The 19,350-nt window shown below is 58.8% G+C and carries 17 protein-coding genes and 1 pseudogene; 17 read left to right on the forward strand and 1 reads right to left on the reverse strand.

All coding sequences use genetic code 11. The features are described from left to right. Positions 1–3: 3 nt before the first annotated feature. From AC1DCP_RS07070 to AC1DCP_RS07105, 8 genes are all read left to right on the forward strand, one after another. Positions 4–1,176 carry a D-alanyl-D-alanine carboxypeptidase family protein gene (locus AC1DCP_RS07070; RefSeq protein WP_013636097.1) on the forward strand — a complete coding sequence of 391 codons (1,173 nt, stop codon included), beginning with the start codon at positions 4–6 and terminating at the stop codon, positions 1,174–1,176. 137 nt (positions 1,177–1,313) lie between these two features. Beyond that, positions 1,314–1,988, forward strand: coding sequence for a dTMP kinase (gene tmk, locus AC1DCP_RS07075; RefSeq protein ID WP_476774200.1), 675 nt, complete (start codon positions 1,314–1,316; stop codon positions 1,986–1,988). Then, positions 1,981–3,006: a DNA polymerase III subunit delta' gene (locus AC1DCP_RS07080; protein WP_065687368.1), complete on the forward strand. Its 1,026-nt coding sequence runs from the start codon at positions 1,981–1,983 to the stop codon at positions 3,004–3,006. The genes tmk and AC1DCP_RS07080 overlap by 8 nt, the downstream gene beginning before the upstream one ends. A gap of 104 nt (positions 3,007–3,110) precedes the next feature. Next, entirely contained in the window at positions 3,111–4,661 is a 1,551-nt protein-coding gene (gene metG, locus AC1DCP_RS07085; protein WP_065687369.1) for a methionine--tRNA ligase, read from the forward strand. Between the two features lie 11 nt (positions 4,662–4,672). Next, complete coding sequence (locus AC1DCP_RS07090) at positions 4,673–5,455, forward strand: TatD family hydrolase (RefSeq protein ID WP_003515245.1); 783 nt, start codon at positions 4,673–4,675, stop codon at positions 5,453–5,455. Positions 5,456–5,457: 2 nt separating this feature from the next. After that, a complete protein-coding gene (locus AC1DCP_RS07095; protein ID WP_065687370.1) occupies positions 5,458–6,288 on the forward strand; it encodes an MBL fold metallo-hydrolase in 831 nt (276 codons plus the stop codon). A 21-nt stretch (positions 6,289–6,309) separates the two neighbouring features. Continuing rightward, positions 6,310–8,091 (forward strand): chloride channel protein, encoded by a 1,782-nt coding sequence (locus AC1DCP_RS07100; RefSeq protein WP_081308413.1) that lies wholly within the window; start codon positions 6,310–6,312, stop codon positions 8,089–8,091. A gap of 178 nt (positions 8,092–8,269) precedes the next feature. Beyond that, positions 8,270–9,043: a class I SAM-dependent methyltransferase gene (locus AC1DCP_RS07105; protein ID WP_476774201.1), complete on the forward strand. Its 774-nt coding sequence runs from the start codon at positions 8,270–8,272 to the stop codon at positions 9,041–9,043. Positions 9,044–9,108: 65 nt separating this feature from the next. Here AC1DCP_RS07105 and AC1DCP_RS07110 read toward each other — a convergent pair whose 3' ends face one another. After that, complete coding sequence (locus AC1DCP_RS07110) at positions 9,109–9,489, reverse strand: RDD family protein (RefSeq protein WP_013636091.1); 381 nt, start codon at positions 9,487–9,489, stop codon at positions 9,109–9,111. 118 nt (positions 9,490–9,607) lie between these two features. Here AC1DCP_RS07110 and AC1DCP_RS07115 point away from each other — a divergent pair, with 118 nt between their 5' ends. The 9 genes and pseudogenes from AC1DCP_RS07115 to AC1DCP_RS07155 all read left to right on the forward strand — a co-directional run bounded on the left by AC1DCP_RS07115 (position 9,608) and on the right by AC1DCP_RS07155 (position 19,202). Then, the gene (locus AC1DCP_RS07115; protein WP_065687372.1) at positions 9,608–10,081 is read left to right on the forward strand and encodes a ribonuclease H family protein; all 474 of its coding nucleotides are present in this window, start codon (positions 9,608–9,610) and stop codon (positions 10,079–10,081) included. Between the two features lie 301 nt (positions 10,082–10,382). Further along, positions 10,383–11,405 (forward strand): substrate-binding domain-containing protein, encoded by a 1,023-nt coding sequence (locus tag AC1DCP_RS07120; protein WP_003515239.1) that lies wholly within the window; start codon positions 10,383–10,385, stop codon positions 11,403–11,405. Between the two features lie 119 nt (positions 11,406–11,524). Then, positions 11,525–13,018, forward strand: coding sequence for a sugar ABC transporter ATP-binding protein (locus AC1DCP_RS07125; protein WP_065658518.1), 1,494 nt, complete (start codon positions 11,525–11,527; stop codon positions 13,016–13,018). Further along, entirely contained in the window at positions 13,015–13,959 is a 945-nt protein-coding gene (locus tag AC1DCP_RS07130) for an ABC transporter permease (protein WP_019566277.1), read from the forward strand. The genes AC1DCP_RS07125 and AC1DCP_RS07130 overlap by 4 nt, the downstream gene beginning before the upstream one ends. Position 13,960: 1 nt before the next feature. Further along, a complete protein-coding gene (locus AC1DCP_RS07135) occupies positions 13,961–14,929 on the forward strand; it encodes an ABC transporter permease (protein WP_003515236.1) in 969 nt (322 codons plus the stop codon). A 3-nt stretch (positions 14,930–14,932) separates the two neighbouring features. Next, positions 14,933–15,955, forward strand: coding sequence for a LacI family DNA-binding transcriptional regulator (locus tag AC1DCP_RS07140; RefSeq protein WP_003515235.1), 1,023 nt, complete (start codon positions 14,933–14,935; stop codon positions 15,953–15,955). Positions 15,956–15,988: 33 nt separating this feature from the next. After that, the gene (locus AC1DCP_RS07145) at positions 15,989–17,038 is read left to right on the forward strand and encodes a sugar phosphate isomerase/epimerase family protein (RefSeq protein WP_065687373.1); all 1,050 of its coding nucleotides are present in this window, start codon (positions 15,989–15,991) and stop codon (positions 17,036–17,038) included. An 11-nt stretch (positions 17,039–17,049) separates the two neighbouring features. Then, positions 17,050–18,216 (forward strand): annotated as a pseudogene (locus tag AC1DCP_RS07150) (Gfo/Idh/MocA family protein); the annotation flags it as partial. Between the two features lie 131 nt (positions 18,217–18,347). After that, positions 18,348–19,202, forward strand: a complete 855-nt coding sequence (locus AC1DCP_RS07155; RefSeq protein ID WP_065687375.1) for a sugar phosphate isomerase/epimerase family protein — start codon at positions 18,348–18,350, stop codon at positions 19,200–19,202. Positions 19,203–19,350 lie beyond the last annotated feature (148 nt).

A 19,350-nucleotide genomic window follows, 5' to 3' on the forward strand; every position in this document is an offset into this window, starting at 1 on the left:
TTCATGCACAAGGCCATTCATCGTTCTTTTCTCCCGGTCGCGGCAGCGCTCGCATTTGCGTTTTTCGGTAACGGTCCGGCGCAAGCGCAAACGCAAACAGCACCTTTCATCGCCAAGGCCGAACAGGCCTATATGATCGATGCCGAAACCGGCACGGTGCTGCTTTCCCAGAATGAAAATCAATCCTTTCCGCCCGCTTCGCTTGCCAAGCTGATGACTGTGGAGGTGATTCTGGATGCGCTGGCCAAAGGGCAGGTAACGCCCGAGACAGCTTATCCCGTTTCTGAATATGCCTGGCGCACGGGTGGTGCGCCGTCGCGGACCTCGACCATGTTTGCAGCGCTGAAATCCTCCGTCAGCGTCAACGATCTTCTGACGGGAATTATTGTGCAGAACGCCAATGATGGCTGCATCATTGTCGCCGAAGGCATGGCAGGGTCCGACTCCGCTTTCGCCAAGCGCATGACGGTGAGAGCCGGCGAACTCGGCATGAACCGCAGTGTCTTTGCCAATTCGACGGGTCTTCCCGATCCGGGCAACCAGACGACCGCGAAGGATATGGTGCTTCTCGCCCAGCATCTGCGCGATACCTATCCCGATCGCTATGGGCTTTTCACCAAGCCGGATTTCGAATGGAACCGGATTTTCCAGCGCAACAAGAACTCTCTGCTGGGTAACGGCATAGACGGTCTCGGGCTTGGTTTTGCGGAAGGCAGCGGTTTCGCAGCTGTCGTTTCGGCCGAGCGGGAAGGCCGCCGGGTCTATCTGGCGCTTGGCAGCATCGCCGACGACAAGACGCGCCAGGACGAAGCACGCCGGGTGGTTGACTGGGGGCTGACGGCCTTCGAAAAACGCCATCTTTTTGCAAAGGACGAAGCTGTAGGTTCGGTCAGCGTCTACGGTGGCGATGTCTCGCATATAGACCTGTCGCCCCGGGAAGATGTCAGCGTGCTGGTACCGGTCAATAATCCCGAGCGTATTTCCGGGCGGATCGTCTATCGCTGGCCGCTCAATGCACCGCTCGACACTGGTGCGAATGTCGGCACACTCAAGGTTTTTTCGGGCGAAAGACTGTTGCGGGAAGTGCCGCTTTACACGAGAACGGCAGTCGGCAAGGGCACGTTGACGCAGAATGCAGCCGGGGCGCTCAAGGAATTGCTGCTGTTCTGGCTCTGATGCCTATCCCGCAAGCCGCAACTTTCCCTATGCTTTTGTTCAGACACCGGATTTTCTGAAAAGCGCTTCACACTTTTCGGTTCGATGCTGTAAACAGGCATTTCGATATTTCTGAGAATTCCTCACAGGACGTGACATTGGCCGAAAAGACCGGATTGTTCATCAGCTTCGAGGGCGGCGAAGGCGCTGGCAAGTCGACGCAGATTCGCACGCTTGCCGAGGCGCTTCGCGACCGTGGTTTCGATGTGATCGTGACCCGTGAGCCGGGCGGTTCGCCGGGGGCGGAGGCCGTTCGCCATGTTCTGCTGTCGGGTGCTGCCGAATCCTTCGGCGTGCGCATGGAGGCAATCCTGTTTGCGGCAGCGCGCAACGACCATGTCGAGGAGGTCATTCGCCMGGCACTGGAACGTGGCGCAATCGTGCTTTGTGACCGGTTTCTTGATTCCTCACGTGTCTATCAGGGTACGACCGGCAATCTGGAGCCGGATTTCATCGAGACGCTGCAACGCGTTGCTATTGATGGCGTCGTACCGGAACTGACGTTGATCTTCGATATCGCCGCCGAAAAGGGCCTTGCCCGGGCCAGAAAGCGTGCGGATGAGGGTGCCGCACCGGACCGTTTCGAAAAAGAGGAAATCGAGACCCACGAGAAGCGGCGTGAAGCCTATCTGGATATTGCGCTTGCCGAGCCGCGTCGTTGTCGGATCGTCAATGCCGATCAGCCGGAAGAAAAAGTGACGGAAGACGTCATGTCATTTGTCGAGCCTTTGCTCGAGCGGCTGGAGACTGCGGCGGGCACGGCGCATGAGTGAGGTTCAGGGCGTTCTCGACGGCGCAATTGCGCCGCAGCAGAACACGAAGCTTTTCGGCCATGGCGAAGCGGAGGCGTTTCTTGCGCAGTCCTATCGCTCCGGCAAGGGCCACCATGCGATCCTGATCGAAGGCCCTGAAGGCATTGGTAAGGCAACACTCGCTTTCCGTTTCGCCAACTACGTACTTACCCATCCCGATCCAGCCACAGCACCGGATTTCCTGGCCGATCCCGATACGGAATCGCTTGTCAGCCGGCAGATAACGTCGGGTGCGTCGCATAATCTGCTGCATCTGACCCGCCCGGCGGATGAAAAGACCGGCCGCGTGAAATCCGCCATCACGGTGGATGAGGTGCGGCGGGCAGGGCACTTCTTCTCGCAGACCTCGGGCACCGGCAATTGGCGTATCGTCATCATCGATCCGGCTGACGATCTAAACCGCAATGCCGCAAACGCCATTCTGAAAATACTGGAAGAGCCGCCAAAGCGGGCGATGTTCCTCGTTTTGTCGCATGCGCCGGGCAAATTGCTGCCGACAATCCGCTCGCGCTGCATGCCGCTCCGTCTGCTGCCGCTTTCGGATGCGGATATGGTGCAGTCGCTCGATCATCTCGGTATCAGCCCGGCTGGCGAAAAGCGGGATGCGTTGCTTTCCGCCTCCAAGGGCAGCGTCGCGCAGGCATTAAAACTGATGAATTACGGCGGCTCCGACATTGTGGAGGCGCTCGCCTCCGTCATGACGGCCGAAGGGCCCGGTGCACGCAAGCAGATGCACAAGCTTGCCGAAGTTCTGGCACAGAAGGATGGCGATATCGTTCTCGGCTTCTTCATGGAGCACGTGACGGAGGAGTTGATGGCGCGTGCAAGAGCGGCGGCGATGGCCGGTGATATCTCGGCGGCAGAGAAACATGCGCGCCTTTCGTCGACGCTTTCGGAACGAATTACCGTGGCGCAGGCCTATAATCTCGACAAGAAGCAGATGGTGCTTTCCATTCTGGAAGATGTTCGCGGCGTGTGAGACCCAAGAGATCGTACGGAACGTACGCTTTTGCTTTCGCTGTTGCGAACAATCGTTTAAGAGCGGTCTATCCAAAAAACAGCCTGTAAAGTCGATAGACCGTCATGACAGACAAGACACCCTTCTACATCACCACCGCAATCTCCTATCCTAACGGCAAGCCGCATATCGGCCATGCCTACGAACTGATTGCGACGGATGCCATGGCACGCTTTCAGCGCCTGGATGGAATGGATGTTTTCTTCCTGACCGGCACCGACGAACACGGCCAGAAGATGCAGCAGACAGCGCGGGCGGAAGGCATTTCGCCGGAAGAGCTGGCGCAGCGCAATTCCGATCAGTTCCGCGAGATGGGCAAGCTCCTTAACGCCTCTAACGACGATTTCATCCGCACCACGGAAGAACGTCACCATGAGACCTCGCGCAATATCTGGAACCTGATGGCCGACAGCGGCGACATCTACAAGGACAGCTATGCCGGCTGGTATTCCGTGCGCGACGAGGCCTATTACGGCGAGGACGAGACGGAAGTGCGCGCCGACGGCGTTCGCTATGGGCCGCAGGGCACGCCCGTCGAATGGGTCGAGGAGGAGAGCTATTTCTTCAAGCTCTTCGAATATCAGGACAAGCTGCTGAAGCTCTACGAGGAGAACCCGGATTTCATCGGTCCCGCTGAGCGTCGCAACGAGATCATCTCCTTCGTCAAATCCGGCCTCAAGGATCTGTCGATTTCCCGCACGACATTCGACTGGGGCATCAAGGTTCCTGATGATCCGAAGCACGTCATGTATGTCTGGGTCGATGCGCTGACCAACTACATTACCGCTACGGGTTACATCGAAGACAAGAACGGTCCGCGCGCAAAATATTGGCCGGCCGACGTGCATATCATCGGCAAGGACATCATTCGCTTCCACGCGGTCTATTGGCCGGCCTTCCTAATGAGCGCCAAGCTGCCGCTGCCCAAGCGGGTTTATGCGCACGGCTTCCTGCTCAACAAGGGCGAGAAGATGTCTAAGTCGCTCGGCAACGTCGTCGATCCGGTCAATCTGGTCAACCATTTCGGTCTCGATCAGGTCCGCTATTTCTTCATGCGCGAAGTCTCCTTCGGCCAGGACGGCAGCTATAGCGAAGAGGGCATCGCCACCCGCATCAACGCAGATCTTGCCAATGGCATCGGCAATCTGGCCAGCCGTTCGCTGTCGATGATCGTCAAGAATTGTGACGGACAGATCCCGACGCCCGGGCCGTTGACCGATGAAGACAAGGCGATGCTCGCCTCCGCCGACGGGCTTCTGGCACTCTGCCGTGAGGAGATGGGCAAGCAGCTCATCCATCGCGCGCTTGCGGCCATCATCGCCGTCGTTTCGGAAACCGACCGCTATTTCGCGTCGCAGGAGCCGTGGGCTCTGAAGAAGACCGACCCAGAACGCATGGGCACCGTGCTTTACGTGACGGCGGAAGTCGTCCGCCAGATCGGCATTCTGTTGCAGCCCTTCATGCCGGGATCCTGCGAGAAGCTGCTCGATCTCGTCGCTGCCCCTGCCGACAAACGGGATTTTGCCGCACTCGGCGAAGCCGGACGTCTGGTTCCGGGAACGCCGCTTGAGGCACCGAAGCCGGTCTTCCCGCGTTACGTCGCACCGGAAGCGTGAAGGCGACGACCATGCTGATCGATACGCATTGCCATCTGGATTTTCCCGATTTCGAGGCTGAGCGCGACGATATCATCGCCCGCGCCCATGCTTCCGGCGTTGCCCAGATGGTGACGATCTCGACCCGGGTGCGCCGTCTGCCCGAGCTTCTGAAGATTGCGGAAAAATATCCGTCGGTTTTCTGCTCGGTCGGCACGCATCCGAACAATGCCGACGAAGAACTCGACATTTCGGCCGACGAGCTTGTGCGGCTTGCCGAGAGCCACGACAAGATCGTGGCGATCGGCGAGGCGGGGCTGGATTATTTCTACGACACGCAAAAGCCGGAAGACCAGAAGACCGGCCTCGTTCGCCACATCGAGGCGGCGCGGAGAACCAAGCTTCCGCTCGTCATCCACAGCCGCAGCGCTGATGAGGACATGGCTGCGATTCTGCGTGAAGAAAGCGACAAGGGTGCTTTTCCCTTTATTCTGCACTGCTTTTCCGCAGGTCCCGATCTCGCCAAAACCGGCGTCGAACTTGGCGGTTACGTATCCTTTTCCGGCATTCTGACGTTCCCGAAATCGCAGGATATCCGCGATATTGCAGCCACCGTGCCGCTCAACCGTCTCTTGGTGGAAACGGATGCGCCTTATCTCGCGCCCAAGCGTTGGCGCGGCAAGCGCAATGAGCCTTCTTATGTAGTAAACACGGCAGAAGTGCTGGCCGAGGTACATGGCATCTCGTTCGAGCGCATGGCCGAAATCACCACCGAGAATGCTTTCCGCTGCTTTTCGAAGATGACAAGGGTGTAGGCGTGGCAATCTACCGTCGCCGCTTTACGGTTCTCGGATGTTCGTCGTCTCCCGGCGTACCGCGCATCAACGGCGACTGGGGCGCCTGCGATCCTGAAAACCCCAGGAATCGGCGTACTCGTGCGGCCTTCATGGTGGAGCAGATCGGGCCTGATGGCGGTAAGACCACCGTCGTCATCGACACTGGGCCTGATTTTCGCGAGCAGATGATTGCCGCCAAAGTGGAGGCAGTCGATGCGGTTCTATACACTCATGCCCATGCCGACCATTTGCACGGTATTGACGATCTGCGCATCTATTTCGCCATTCAGCAGAGCCGCATTCCGATCTATGCCGATCCAGTCACCATGGCGCGCATCTGGGATGGTTTTGCCTATTGCCTGGAAACGCCTCCGGGCAGCAATTATCCGCCGATCGTCGAGCCGCGGATCATCGCCGATATCGACGCGACCCTGATCATCGACGGGGCAGGCGGGTCGATACCTTTCAACGTGCACATGCAGCAGCATGGTGACGTGCACTCGCTCGGCTTCCGGATTGGCAATGTCGCCTATTGCACCGATGTAAGCGATTTTCCGGTCGAAAGCGTGCCCAAGCTTGCCGGTCTCGACGTCCTCGTCATCGATGCGCTGCAGCACCGTTATCACCCCAGCCATCTCTCGCTCGAACAGGCGCTCGGCTGGATCGATAGATTTGCACCCAAAAGGGCGATCTTGACCCATATGCACATTCCGCTCGATTATGACACGGTGATGCGCGAAACGCCTGATCATGTTGAACCGGCATACGACCAGATGCGTTTCGAAGTCGAACTCGAGATTGAAGCGCCCTAATATCGCCTGAAAAGGAACAGCATGTCGACCCGGCCTTTCCGTGCACCCAGTATGGCGAGCTTCTTCGACAATCTGCGCTCCAGTCGCCTGCGGGCGATGTTCCGGCGCGGCGAGCTGGGGCTGGTGGCTCTCGCCGTCCTCATCGGCATTGCGGCCGGCCTTCTGGTGGCGCTGATCGGCGGATTGAGTACGGCCCTGCATGTGCTGGTCTTCGGTGTCGAGCGGCTGAGTAGCAGTGAACTCTCCGGCTGGATCGTGCTTGCCGGGCCGGTCATTGGCGGCATCGTACTCGGCCTGATCCTCTTCATTCTTTCGAAAACCCGCAAAAAGCCGATGGTCGACCCTATCGAGGCGAATGCGCTGCATGGCGGCCGCCTGTCGCTGACGGACAGCATCATCGTCTGCGTGCAGAACATCGTCTCAAACGGCTTCGGCGCATCTGTCGGGCTTGAGGCAGGCTATACGCAGATCGCCAGCGGTGTGGCCTCCAAGATCGGCATCAAGCTTAAGCTGAGACGAGGAGACATGCGCATCCTCGTCGGCTGTGGTGCTGCTGGTGCCATTGCCGCTGCCTTCAACGCGCCTCTGACCGGGGCATTCTATGCCATAGAACTCATCATCGGCACCTATACCGTTGTGACACTCGCGCCGCTCATTGTCTCGGCGCTGGTGGCCAGCATCGTGGCAGGGCTTATCGGCGGACATGGCTTGTCCATCGATATCTACGATGCCAGCCGTGTGACGCCGCCGGATTATGTACCGGCCATCTTTCTCGGCGTGGTATGCGCGTTTATCGGCATCGTGCTGATGCAGACGGTCTCTCTTATCGAGGAAACGGCCCGCAAAAGCGCCATTCCCGGATGGCTGCGTCCAACAATCGGTGGCGTGGCGGTGGGCGCACTTGCGCTGATTTCACCGCAGGTCCTGTCGAGCGGCCACGGTGCGCTCCATCTCAACATCGATGCCGATCTGACGATATACGGGCTGGCCGGGCTTTTCCTGCTGAAGGCTGCGGCGAGCGCGATTTCCATCGGCTCGAATTTCCGCGGCGGTCTGTTTTTTGCCTCGCTGTTCATGGGGTCGCTGGTCGGCAAGATTTTCGCACTCTGCGCACCCTATATCGGATATGGCTCGACAGCACCCGTGGTCTACGCCGTGGTCGGCATGAGTGCTTTTGCCGCCGCCATTATCGGCGGTCCTCTGACGATGACGTTTCTGGCGCTGGAACTGACCGGAGACTTCCAGATCACGGCTTTGGTGTTGGCGGCCGTCATCACGACATCGCTCGTGGTACGCACCACCTTCGGTTACTCCTTCGCCACCTGGCGTTTTCACCTGCGGGGCGAAAGTATTCGCAGCGCCCACGATATCGGCTGGATCCGCGACCTGACGGTGGGCAAGATGATGCGCGCCGATATTCGCAAGGCTAATGTCAGCATGGGACTTCCGGCCTTCAAGGAGAAGTTTCCGCTAGGCTCGACGCAGCGGGTTATCATGACACATGATGACGGGCGTTATGCCGGCATGGTCCTCGTGCCGGAAATCTACGCCGATCCGATGGATCGCGATCCCTCCAAGATCAGCCTCGAGACCTACCTCAATTACAGGAACGACGTGCTGCTGCCGGCGATGAACGCACGTCAGGCGGCGGCAGCCTTCGACGCTACGGAAAGCGAAGCTCTCGTTGTCGTCAACGACAAGATTGAAAACCGACCCGTTGGCCTGCTGACGGAAAGCCATACGCTGAGGCGGTATAGCGAAGAGCTCGAGCAAAGGCGCCGGGAGGCATCAGGAGAGTTATAAATCACATCAGGAAACTGCACTTATATGTTGAAATAGATATGTTTTTTATTATCCATATCTTGGGGCGACAGACTTCTGATTTTCCAGTGATGTCGCATGGGCTAACTTGGCATCACATTGTGAAGCAAGCTATCATTCGCCGCAGCGGATGCGATTTGAGTACTTAAAGGAATAGACCATGGATGGCGGCAACTTCGATCTCAAGGAGGAAATCCGCGATTATTGGTCGAAAAGATCAGAGACTTTCGATCTGGCCTTTGGACACAAGATAGCAGCTGGCGCCGAGGCCAATGCATGGCAGAAGCCGATCCGCGACCCGGTGGGACCTGAGCCGAAACATATCCTTGAACTGGCCTGTGGCACCGGCGAGGTGACGCGGCTTATTCATGATCTCGGCCACGAGGTCACGGCACTCGACTTTTCAGAAGCGATGTTATCCGTAGCGCGCGCCAAACATGCGGAAAAACCAAGGCTACGTTTCGTGATGGCGGATGCCGAAAACACCATGGAGCCGGATGCGTCCTATGATGCGATCATTTGCAGGCATCTGGTCTGGACACTGACGCAGCCTGAGGAGACCTTCCGCGAGTGGTTCAGGCTGCTTCGTCCGGGCGGTCGGCTCCTGTTTTTCGATGGTGACTGGGCAACGCCAAAACCGGCAGGGCGTCTCGCCAGCCTTTTGATCCGGCTCATCGATCTTTCGGTGGGGGCCGACAAGAATTACGATGGCGCCCAAAGCAGCCATCATGCCGCAATCATGAAGGCGCTTCCGTTCGGGCAGGGGTTGCGCCCGCAGATGCTGACGCCGCTCCTGATCGCCGCCGGCTTTACCGGCATCGAACTGCACTCACATGCCCCGATTGCGAGAGCGCAGCGGAAAAACACCAACCTGCGCAACAGGCTGCGAACTTTTGTCTACCGTCGTTTCATCCTGACCTGCCGCCGTCCTTGAAACGGGACTGGTAATGGGAAACGGGAAAGGTGAGGGGTTGAGTGTGAAATCATACAACCACGAACTCAGCGGTCCTTTACAATTGCACCACCCGAGAAATGGTCGCGGTACCAGGGCAGAAACCATATTGCGAGCGGGCCGAAGACCATGCGATAGAGCGCTTGCGTAAAAGTCAGTCTTTCGCCGGTGCGCCGGACGACCTTTAATCGCATTAGCAGTTTTCCGGGAGTTGCCATGAAGGCGCTGCTTTCGAAGGCCGGGAAATAGCAAAACAACACGGATGCCAGCCATAAAAGCGTTACGCCCATCAGAGGTGTCGGCGGTTGCCCCGCTGGAGCGTCCATATACTGCGGTAGCCACTCTGCGGCGATGAATGTCGGTGCAAACGCCACACTGATGAGCAAGATGAGATCGACTATTCCTGCGACGATGCGTTTGAAGATCATGTTTCATCCCTGGACGTGAATCTGACTCGAATAAGATGATTGTACAAGCTATCTACAGAAAACACCCGAAAGCGCTGTCATTCTTTCCAAGCGCCTCTGACGCAAGGAAACGAGCTCCATGACTGCTCCACTCGTCATCTACGCGGATGGTTCATACGACCCTGTAGCATTATCGGGAAGCTGGGCATTCATCGTGTTTGAAACCGAGCGGCAGATCCATGCTGCGCGAGGAACGGAAATCGGACTTACGAACAATTCGTTTGAAGTCATGGCGGTCATGAATGCACTTTTATGGCTCGATGCACAGGCTCCAGGCCGGCCAGCCAAGCTCTGGACAGACTCCGCTCACGTGATGGAAGGTTGCCATCGCTGGCGCGAAATTTGGCGTAGCAACGGGTGGAAGCGCATCAATCCAGATTCGCGAAAACGCAAACGACAGATACCAGATGGCGTTCTGTGGCAGAATGTGGATCGTTTGCTCCTTTGTAATCCGAACGTCGAGATAGCGTGGTGCAAGGGACATTCCGGTATAGCCGGGAACGATCTCGCGGACGCTTTGGCCCGTACCAAGATGGTGAATGGGGGCAATTAGTCTCACGCCAACCGGTCTATAGACGCACGCCAGCAGCTTGTTCTTGTTGAAGTAGCGGAGCTTCAAGCTGTCTGCACACGAACAAAATTGGGGCGTTATCAGCCCTGCAATCCACGCCAATATGATGCCGCTGTTCCTCCTTAAATTGCCGCCCCATCTCTCCGCCAAAGGGTCGGCAATTCGTTGTGGCAACGGGTGCATAAAAAATCCCAGCTGGGTTGACTCATTTATGAAACCGGTTACATTTACTGATGTAAACGGTTTCATCGGTTAAAAACCGTGCTTGGAGGAGCAAATTTTCATGTTTAAACATTTGATGGCTGCTGCCGCTATGGTGCTGGCGGCGGGCACGTCCGTGCATGCTCAGGAACAGAGCTTCAAGATCGGTCTTTCCAATTCTTTCGTCGGCAGCGAGTGGCGCACGCAGATGATCGAGGAAGCCCAGGCTGCCGCAAAGGCGTGGGGCGAAAAGGGCGTGAAGGTCGAAGTCGTCGTTCAGAGCGGTAATGTCGATGTGCAGGGGCAGATCGGCCATATCCGCAATTTCATGAACCAGGGCGTTGATGCGATCCTCATCAATCCCGGCAGCCCGACTGCTTTTGATCCGATCTTCGCTCAGGCGAAGGCACGCAACATTCTCGTCATCGCAACCGACGCGGAAGTGTCTTCTAAGGACGCGATCTATGTCGGCATCGACCAGAAGGCCTGGGCGGCACAGTCCGCACAGTGGCTTGCGGATTCGCTGAAGGGCAAGGGAAGCGTCGTCGCGATCAACGGTATCGCCGGCAATCCCGCCAACGAAGCCCGCGTCGCCGGTTACCGCGAAGTGTTCAAGAAATATCCTGATATCAAGGTGCTGAACGAAGCCAATGCGAGCTGGGATCAGGCGCAGGGCCAGCAGGCGATGCAGAACCTTCTCGCCACCTATCCCGATATCAGCGGTGTGTGGGTACAAGACGGCATGGCCGATGGCGCATGGCGCGCAATCGAAGCCGCCGGCAAGACCAAGGACATCGCCGCGACAGGTGAAATCCGCAAGGACTTCATGACGCGCTGGGAGAAGGAAAAGTTCAACTCCGGCGCCTCCGTCAATCCTCCGGGTGTCATGGCCAGCGCGCTCAACGTTGCGGTTCTGAAGCTGCAGGGCAAGGAATTCAAGGACGGCATTTTCGGCGGTACCTACGGAAACGCCATCTATATTCCGATCCCCTTCGTCAGCAACGACAACCTCGCGGACAACATCAAGTCGGCCGAAGGTAAGCCGGGCTATTGGTCTGTCACGGCAACCGTGACGCCGGAACAGGCTGGCGAGTTCTTCAAGTAAGATCAGTCTCGGGCTGGCCGCAAACGCCAGCCCGAAACCTGAAATTCGAATGTGGACCGCGTATTGCGCGCGTCCGCCAGTGACGAAGCACAATGACAAGTAAAATTCGGGGACATGCGATGGCGAACGCTCTGGAAGCGGCCGGCATACAGAAGAATTTTGGCGCCGTGCGTGCGCTTTCCGACGGCAGGCTGACCGTTGGTCGCGGTGAAATTCACGCGCTGCTGGGCGCCAATGGTTGCGGCAAGAGCACGCTCTGCAAGATCGTTGCAGGTGCGGTCGCGCCGACCAGCGGCACCATCCGGTTCAACGGCGAAAACGTGCGCTTCAAAAGCCCGCGTGACGCCGAAAATGCCGGCATTGCGCTGTTTTATCAGGAGCTAAGCCTCATTCCGCAGCTTTCCGTCGCTGACAATATTTTTCTCGGTCGCGAACCGAAGCGCGGCGTTTTTGTCGACAGCAAGGCCCTGAAAGCCGAGGCGCGCAGGCTGATCGCGCTGTTTGACGGTGTTGCCGGCACCGGTCTGGAGCCGGATGCGATCGTCGGCAATCTGCCGCCCGATCAGCGCCAGCTCGTCGAAATCCTGAAAGTTTTCGCCCAGAATGCCAGCCTCATGATCATGGATGAGGCAACGGCGGCACTTGATGGCCGCCAGTCCGAGCGTTTTTTTGAGATACTCAGAGCCAAGAAGGCGGACGGTATCTCCACCATCATGATTTCCCACCGGCTCGATGAGGTTTTTGCTGTCTGCGACCGCATAACCGTCATGCGTAACGGTGCGACCATTTCGGAACTCGACACCGCCGCTACCACCCGCGAGGCCGTGGTGCATGACATGGTCGGCGATGTCCGCGCCGCGCCTGCCCGCCAGCAGGGACGCGCAGGTGCAGCGCCCAGCCTGAAGGTGACGGACGTTGCGGGCGAGGGTGTTCGCGGTGTCAGTCTTGAAGCCTATCCGGGTGAAATCGTCGGTTTGGCGGGATTGCAGGGGCAGGGCCAGTCGGCCTTGCTGAAGGGCCTGTTTGGCGCAAGCCCCTTTGCCGCCGGGCAAATCCACTTCGAGGGCCGTGATGTCGCCATCGGCAAGCCTTCGCAGGCGGTCCATAACGGTTTTGCCTATGTGTCGGGCGACCGCGGGCGTGATGCCTCGCTTCAGGGCCGGTCGATCTTCGAAAATCTCGTTGCAGCTCTGATGGTGCGCGAAAAGATGAGACTGGTCCGGCCCGCGACGCTGAAGCCGCGTGTGCAGAAGGTCGCGGACGACATGAAGACGAAGTTTGCTGGCATGGATATGCCGATAGGCACGCTCTCAGGTGGCAACCAGCAGAAAATCTTCATTTCCCGCTGGCTTGCCACCGCGCCGAAACTGCTGCTGCTCGATGATCCGACCAAGGGTATCGATCTTGGCGCCAAGGCCGATCTCTTCGCGCTTATGCGCCAGCAGGCTGACGCGGGCGCGACCATTCTTCTCTATTCCTCGGAAGATGCGGAAATCCTCGAATATGCCGACCGCATTCTCGTGTTCAACGGCGGACGCATTTCTGCGGAGCTGACCGGAGCCGACATGACATCCGTCAACATGACCCGCGCCGCCTATGGAGACGCCGCATGAATTCCCTCGGTTTTGTGCGCAAGCAACCCTGGATCATAACTCTTGTGGTTCTGGCCGTTCTCATCGGCGTCAACACGTTTCTGCAGCCGTCTTTCGTGCAGCCGGCCGTATTGCAGTCGAACCTGACGACGTTTCTTCCCCTGATCCTGGTCGCCATCGGTCAGACCTATGTCATTCTGGCCGGGGATATAGATCTGTCGGTCGGAAGCATCGTAGCGCTCGCCAATGTCGTTACCGTCAGCGTCATCGCTGCACTTGGCGGAACGGCAGGTGCCGTCGTTGCAGGCATGGGAGCGGGAGTTGCGGTCGGACTGATCTGTGGGCTGGTCAACGGCCTGTTCATATCCGGCCTGCGTTTCCAGCCCATCGTCACCACATTCGCGACGGGCATCATCTTCGCCGGTCTGGCGATCTGGGTTCTGCCGCAGGCCGGTCTTCCCGTGCCGGAAGCCTATTGGCAGACCTATTCCGGCAGCTTCATCGGTTTGCCTTTCGTGCTGTGGATGCTGTTGGCTGGTATTGCCTTTACGCTCGTTGTGTCGCGCATTCCGTTTCACGTGCATTTGTTGGCCGTGGGCGGCAATCGCACGGGCGCTTTCCAGACGGGCCTGCGCCTCTCCGGCATTCGCATTGGCGCCTACATGATTTCCGGTCTGTTTTCAGCGCTCGCAGCGCTGTGCCTGACGGGCGAGACCGCCTCCGGCGACCCCTTGCTCGGTGCAAGCCTGGCGCTCTCCTCCATTTCGGCGGTCGTTCTTGGCGGCACAGCACTTTCCGGCGGCTTCGGCAGCTCGACAGGATCGATCGCCGGCGCGCTGGTGCTGGGCATGATTGGCAATGTGATTTTCTTTGCGGGCTTGCCCTTCGAGTACCAGACATTGGTGCAGGGGTTGATCGTGCTGACGGCACTTGCCGGCGGCGTTCTGGTGACGAGGCGTTGAGATGACAAATTCCGGTTTGAAAATCAAATCCATCATCACCGATCCGCTGACCATTGCGATTGGCGCGTCAGTCTTCCTGCTGCTGGTCGGCGAACTGTTGTCGCCCGGCTTCGCACAGGGGTCGCAGATCGTGCGGCTGCTGACGATCGCCGCCATTCTCGGCATCGTCGCGGCGGGCCAAAATCTTGTGATCCTCGGCGGACGCGAAGGCATCGATCTGTCCGTCGGCGCGATGATCTCGCTCGGCGCGGTCCTTGCCGGCAACATGATGAACGGACAGAATGTCGGAATACCGCTCGCCATACTGGTCGCAGGTGGCATTCCCTTCCTGATCGGCCTCATCAATGGCCTCGGCATCACCTTCGTGCGCATTCCCCCGCTGGTCATGACACTCGGCATGACAGCGGTGATCCAGGGCGGGCTTGTGGTCTATTCGCAGGGCGTTCCATCAGGTGCGGCGGCGCCCCTCCTGGCGGGTTTCATCAACCGGCCTCTCGTTTTCGGTATTCCCGGCGTCCTCTTCGTCTGGCTTGGCATTGCCGCGATCATGCTGTTCGTGCTGCGCCGCACGGCCTTCGGCTTCTCCATTTACGCCATCGGCTCCAACGAGCGGGCGGCGACGTTGGTCGGATTGCCCGTGTCTTTGATCCGCACGCTGCTTTACGGCCTGTCCGGCCTGTTTGCCGGTCTGACCGGGGTCTGCGTGATCGGTTATACCGGCACCTCCTTCATTTCTGTCGGCGACCAATATGTCCTTCCATCGATCATCGCTGTTGTCATCGGCGGCACTTCGCTTGCCGGTGGTGCGGGCGGATATATCGGAACCATGGCCGGGGCAGTTGCGCTCACCATTCTGCAAAGCGTACTGATAACGCTCAACCTCGATGTATGGGCCCGGCAGATCATATTCGGAGTCACGTTACTTGCGCTGATGCTGCTTTATGGCCGCCAAAAGCAGTTGCGTGTGTGACAGATGAGCAAAGACCAAGGTTCGAATATCAGGGAAGTTGCAGCTCTCGCGGGCGTTTCGATCGCGACCGTGTCACGGGCGCTGCAACAACCCGACAAAGTCCGCCCGGAAACGAGGAAGAAGGTTTTCGATGCCGTCAGGCAGGCGAACTTTGTTCCCAACGCCCAGGCCGCAAGCTTCAGGCGTCAATCCAACAACACTGTCATTCTTCTCGTTCGCGATATCGGCAACCCCTTTTATCTCGAGATCTACAAGGGCGTGGAGGAAGCGGCGGGGGAGGCGGGCTTCAAGGTGCTCATGGGCGACGCCCGTAACGACGAAAACCGCGTGGCGACACATATCGACATGGTCAGGCAGAAACATGCTGACGGCCTCATCCTGATGACCGGCCAGTTTCCTTCAGAGCTTCTCGGTCAGGGTGACGCGCTGCCGCCGATCGTCATCGCTTCGGAAACCGTGCCAGGCATCGCGCTGCCCACCGTCAAGGTCGATAACCGCGCCGCGTCCAAAAACGCCGTGCATCATCTGATCGAAGCAGGGCACACGAAGATCGCGCATCTCGCCGGACCTTTTCCGGAAAGTCTGGCACAGGAGCGTTTCGAGGGCTACCGCGACGCGCTTGAGGAAGCGGGTATCGGTTACGCGGATGAACTCGTCGTGACAGGCGATTACAGCATCGAAGCCGGTAGACAGGCGATTGCCGGACTTCTCGAAAACGGCATTTCCTTCACCGCCATCTTCGCCTCGAGCGACCAGATGGCGATTGGCGCGATCAGCGAGCTGCGCGGGCGCGGGCTGTCCGTGCCGACCGATGTCTCGGTCATTGGCTTCGACGATATAATTTTCGCCAATGCCTTCGAACCACCGCTAACGACAGTGCGCCAGCCCCGGCAGGAAATGGGCCGCAAAGCCATGGCGCTGATGGTCGACCGGCTTAATGGCAAACGCACGGCCGAAACCATCGTGCTGGATACGGAACTGGTGGTGCGCGGCTCGGTCGCGCCCTGCCGTTCGCCGCACCGGTAGCGGCCAGACTGTGAATGCAAGGAGTGTAAGGACATGAAGACGATCAAAGGCCCGGCGATTTTCCTCGCGCAATTTGTCGGGGACAAGGCACCCTTCGACACGCTCGACAATCTCGGCCAATGGGCGGCTTCCCTTGGTTACAAGGGCATTCAGGTGCCGACCGATCCCAAGCTCTTCGATCTCGAGAAAGCTGCCGCTTCCAAGGCTTATTGCGATGATATCAAGGGACGTCTGGCCGAGACAGGCGTCGAGATCACCGAGCTTTCAACCCATATTCAGGGCCAGCTCGTCGCTGTTCATCCTGCCTATGACGAGATGTTCGACGGTTTTGCGCCCGCCGAACTGCGCGGCAAACCGCAGGCGCGTCAGGAATGGGCGGTCAACCAGCTGAAGTGCGCGGCGAAAGCCTCGCAGCATCTGGGCCTCGAGAGCCATGCGAGTTTTTCCGGCGCGCTGGCGTGGCCTTTCGTTTATCCGTGGCCGCAGCGCCCCGCAGGTCTTGTCGAAATGGCCTTTGCTGAACTCGGCAAGCGCTGGACGCCCATTCTCGATACATTCGAGGAGAATGGCGTCGATCTCTGCTACGAGCTGCATCCCGGCGAAGACCTGCATGACGGCATTACCTTCGAGCGTTTTCTGGAGGCGACCGGCAATCATTCCCGCGCCAACATCCTTTATGATCCCTCGCACTTCGTGCTTCAGGCGATGGATTATCTTGATTTCATCGATATCTACCACGAGCGCATACGGGCCTTTCACGTCAAGGATGCCGAGTTCAATCCGACCGGCCGGTCCGGCGTCTATGGCGGTTATCAAGGCTGGGTCGACCGGCCGGGGCGCTTTCGCTCACTCGGCGACGGGCATGTCGATTTCGGCGCGGTGTTTTCCAAGCTCACCCAATACGACTTCGAAGGATGGGCCGTGCTGGAGTGGGAATGCGCGCTGAAACACCCGGAGGACGGGGCGCGTGAAGGTGCCGGCTTCATTGAAAATCACATCATCCGCGTGACTGAGCGGGCTTTCGACGATTTCGCCAAGAGCGGCGCCGATGATGCCGCCAACCGTCGCCTTCTCGGGCTTTGAAAGGGATAGACATGTCCTCCGCAACAGCAAGATTTAATAGCCGCCGCATTCGTCTCGGCATGGTGGGTGGCGGTCAGGGTGCCTTTATCGGCGCGGTGCATCGTATCGCCGCGCGGCTCGACGACCGTTACGAATTGGTCGCCGGTGCGCTTTCCTCCGACCCGGCACGCGCCAGCGCTTCGGCAACCCTGCTCGGCATTGCGCCCGAGCGGTCCTACGCTTCTTTTGAGGAGATGGCGTCGGCCGAGGCCGGTCGTGAAGACGGTATCGAGGCGGTCGCCATCGTCACTCCCAATCACCTGCATTTCGCCCCGTCCAAGGTCTTTCTCGAATCTGGCATCCATGTCATCTGCGACAAGCCCGTCACCGCGACGCTGGAGGAGGCCAAGGAGCTGGCGAAGATCGTGAGGGCATCCGACAGGCTGTTCATCCTCACGCATAATTACACCGGCTATGCCATGTTGCGGCAGATGCGGGAGATGGTGGCCAACGGCGCCATCGGCAAGCTGCGCCATGTCCAGGCCGAATATGCGCAGGACTGGCTGACCGAAGCGGTCGAAAAGACCGGCGCAAAGGGAGCGGAATGGCGCACAGATCCGAGCCGCTCGGGCGCGGGCGGGGCAATCGGCGACATCGGCACCCACGCTTTCAACGCCGCCGCCTTCGTGACCGGTGAAATTCCCGCGAGCCTCTACGCAGATCTCACTTCCTTCGTTCCGGGCAGGCAGCTGGATGACAGCGCCAATATTCTGCTGCGTTACGAAAGCGGCGCGAAGGGCATGCTCTGGGCAAGCCAGATCGCTGTCGGCAATGAAAACGCCCTGTCGCTCAGGGTCTATGGCGATAAGGGCGGCCTTGAATGGCACCACCGCGTGCCGGACGAGCTTTGGTTCACACCTTACGGCGAGCCCAAGCGGCTGATTACGCGCAATGGCGCGGGCGCAGGCGCTGCCGCAAACCGCGTCAGCCGTGTGCCATCAGGGCATCCGGAGGGATATCTCGAGGGTTTTGCGACGATCTACCGTGAAGCCGCAGACGCAATCATCGCAAAAAGGGAGGGAAAAGCAGCCGCCGGGGATGTGATTTATCCCGGCATAGAGGACGGCCTTGCGGGTCTCGCATTCATCGATGCGGCCGTGCGGTCCAGCCTGACCTCGTCCTGGGTAGAGATCGACATCTTGATCACTGGATATCGGGGACTGACGACGCAGGGCATCGGAGGTTGTGCCCAGCATTACCCGACTAATTGTTCGGAAGATCACGGGCAGGCGTGTCGTCATATTGATCAAACGGAAAGGGAGTTACGCGTTTGAAAACGTTGAAGTCAAAATTCGCAAAGATGGCATTCGTCGTCGGACTGGCGGCCGGTATCGCAAATCCGGTTTTTGCCGATGACAGCAAGACGCTGCCGATTGCCGCGCAGATGTACACATTGCGCAACGCCGGAACGCTTGAAGAGCAGCTTGCCATCCTCAACCGCGCGGGCGTATCCGCCGTGGAAACGGTGGATATGCAGAAGGTCAGCGCCAGCGAGCTGAACGCGCTTCTGGAAAAGCACAAGATCAAGGTCATTTCCTCGCATGTGCCGATCGACAAGCTTCGCGGCAATCTCGACGATGTCATCACCGAGCAGAAGGCTGTCGGCAATCCGGTCGTGACCGTGCCGTTCCTCAAGCCCGAAGACCGCCCTAAGGACGCCGCAGGCTGGACAGCCTTCGGCAAGGAACTTGGCGGATATGCCGACAAGCTTTCCGCGGCTGGCCTCTCCATGGCCTATCACAACCATGATTTTGAAATGGTCAAGTTCGACGGCAAGACGGCGCTTGAACTGCTGCTCGATGCCGCAGGTCCGAAACTGCAGAGCGAACTCGACGTCGCCTGGGTGGCGCGCAGCGGCAATGATCCGGCTGAGTTCCTCGGCACTCTGAACGGTCGGGTTTTTGCAATCCACGCCAAGGACAATGCACCGGCCGGCACGGCCGAAAACGAGCGCGGCTTTGCAACGATTGGCACCGGCGTTCTCGACTGGAAGACGATCCTGCCGGCGGCCAAACATGCCGGCGCACAATGGTTCATTCTTGAACACGACCTTCCGCTCGATGCCGAAGCGGTCGTGACCAAGGGCAACGCGTTCCTGAGCGAGCGCCTGCCGACCATTCAGTAAACACTGCCAGTAAAACCAGAACCGCACCCCGGCGGCCGGTTTCGCCGGGGCGCATAAGGTTCGACAGACGCATGATGAAGTTTCCGCCGCGTTGCGACGGGGAGCGCATTGTCTCGTCGACTTTTTACCCAAGTACCAATCGGAGGAG

Source organism: Agrobacterium sp. 10T429, from assembly GCF_056393925.1.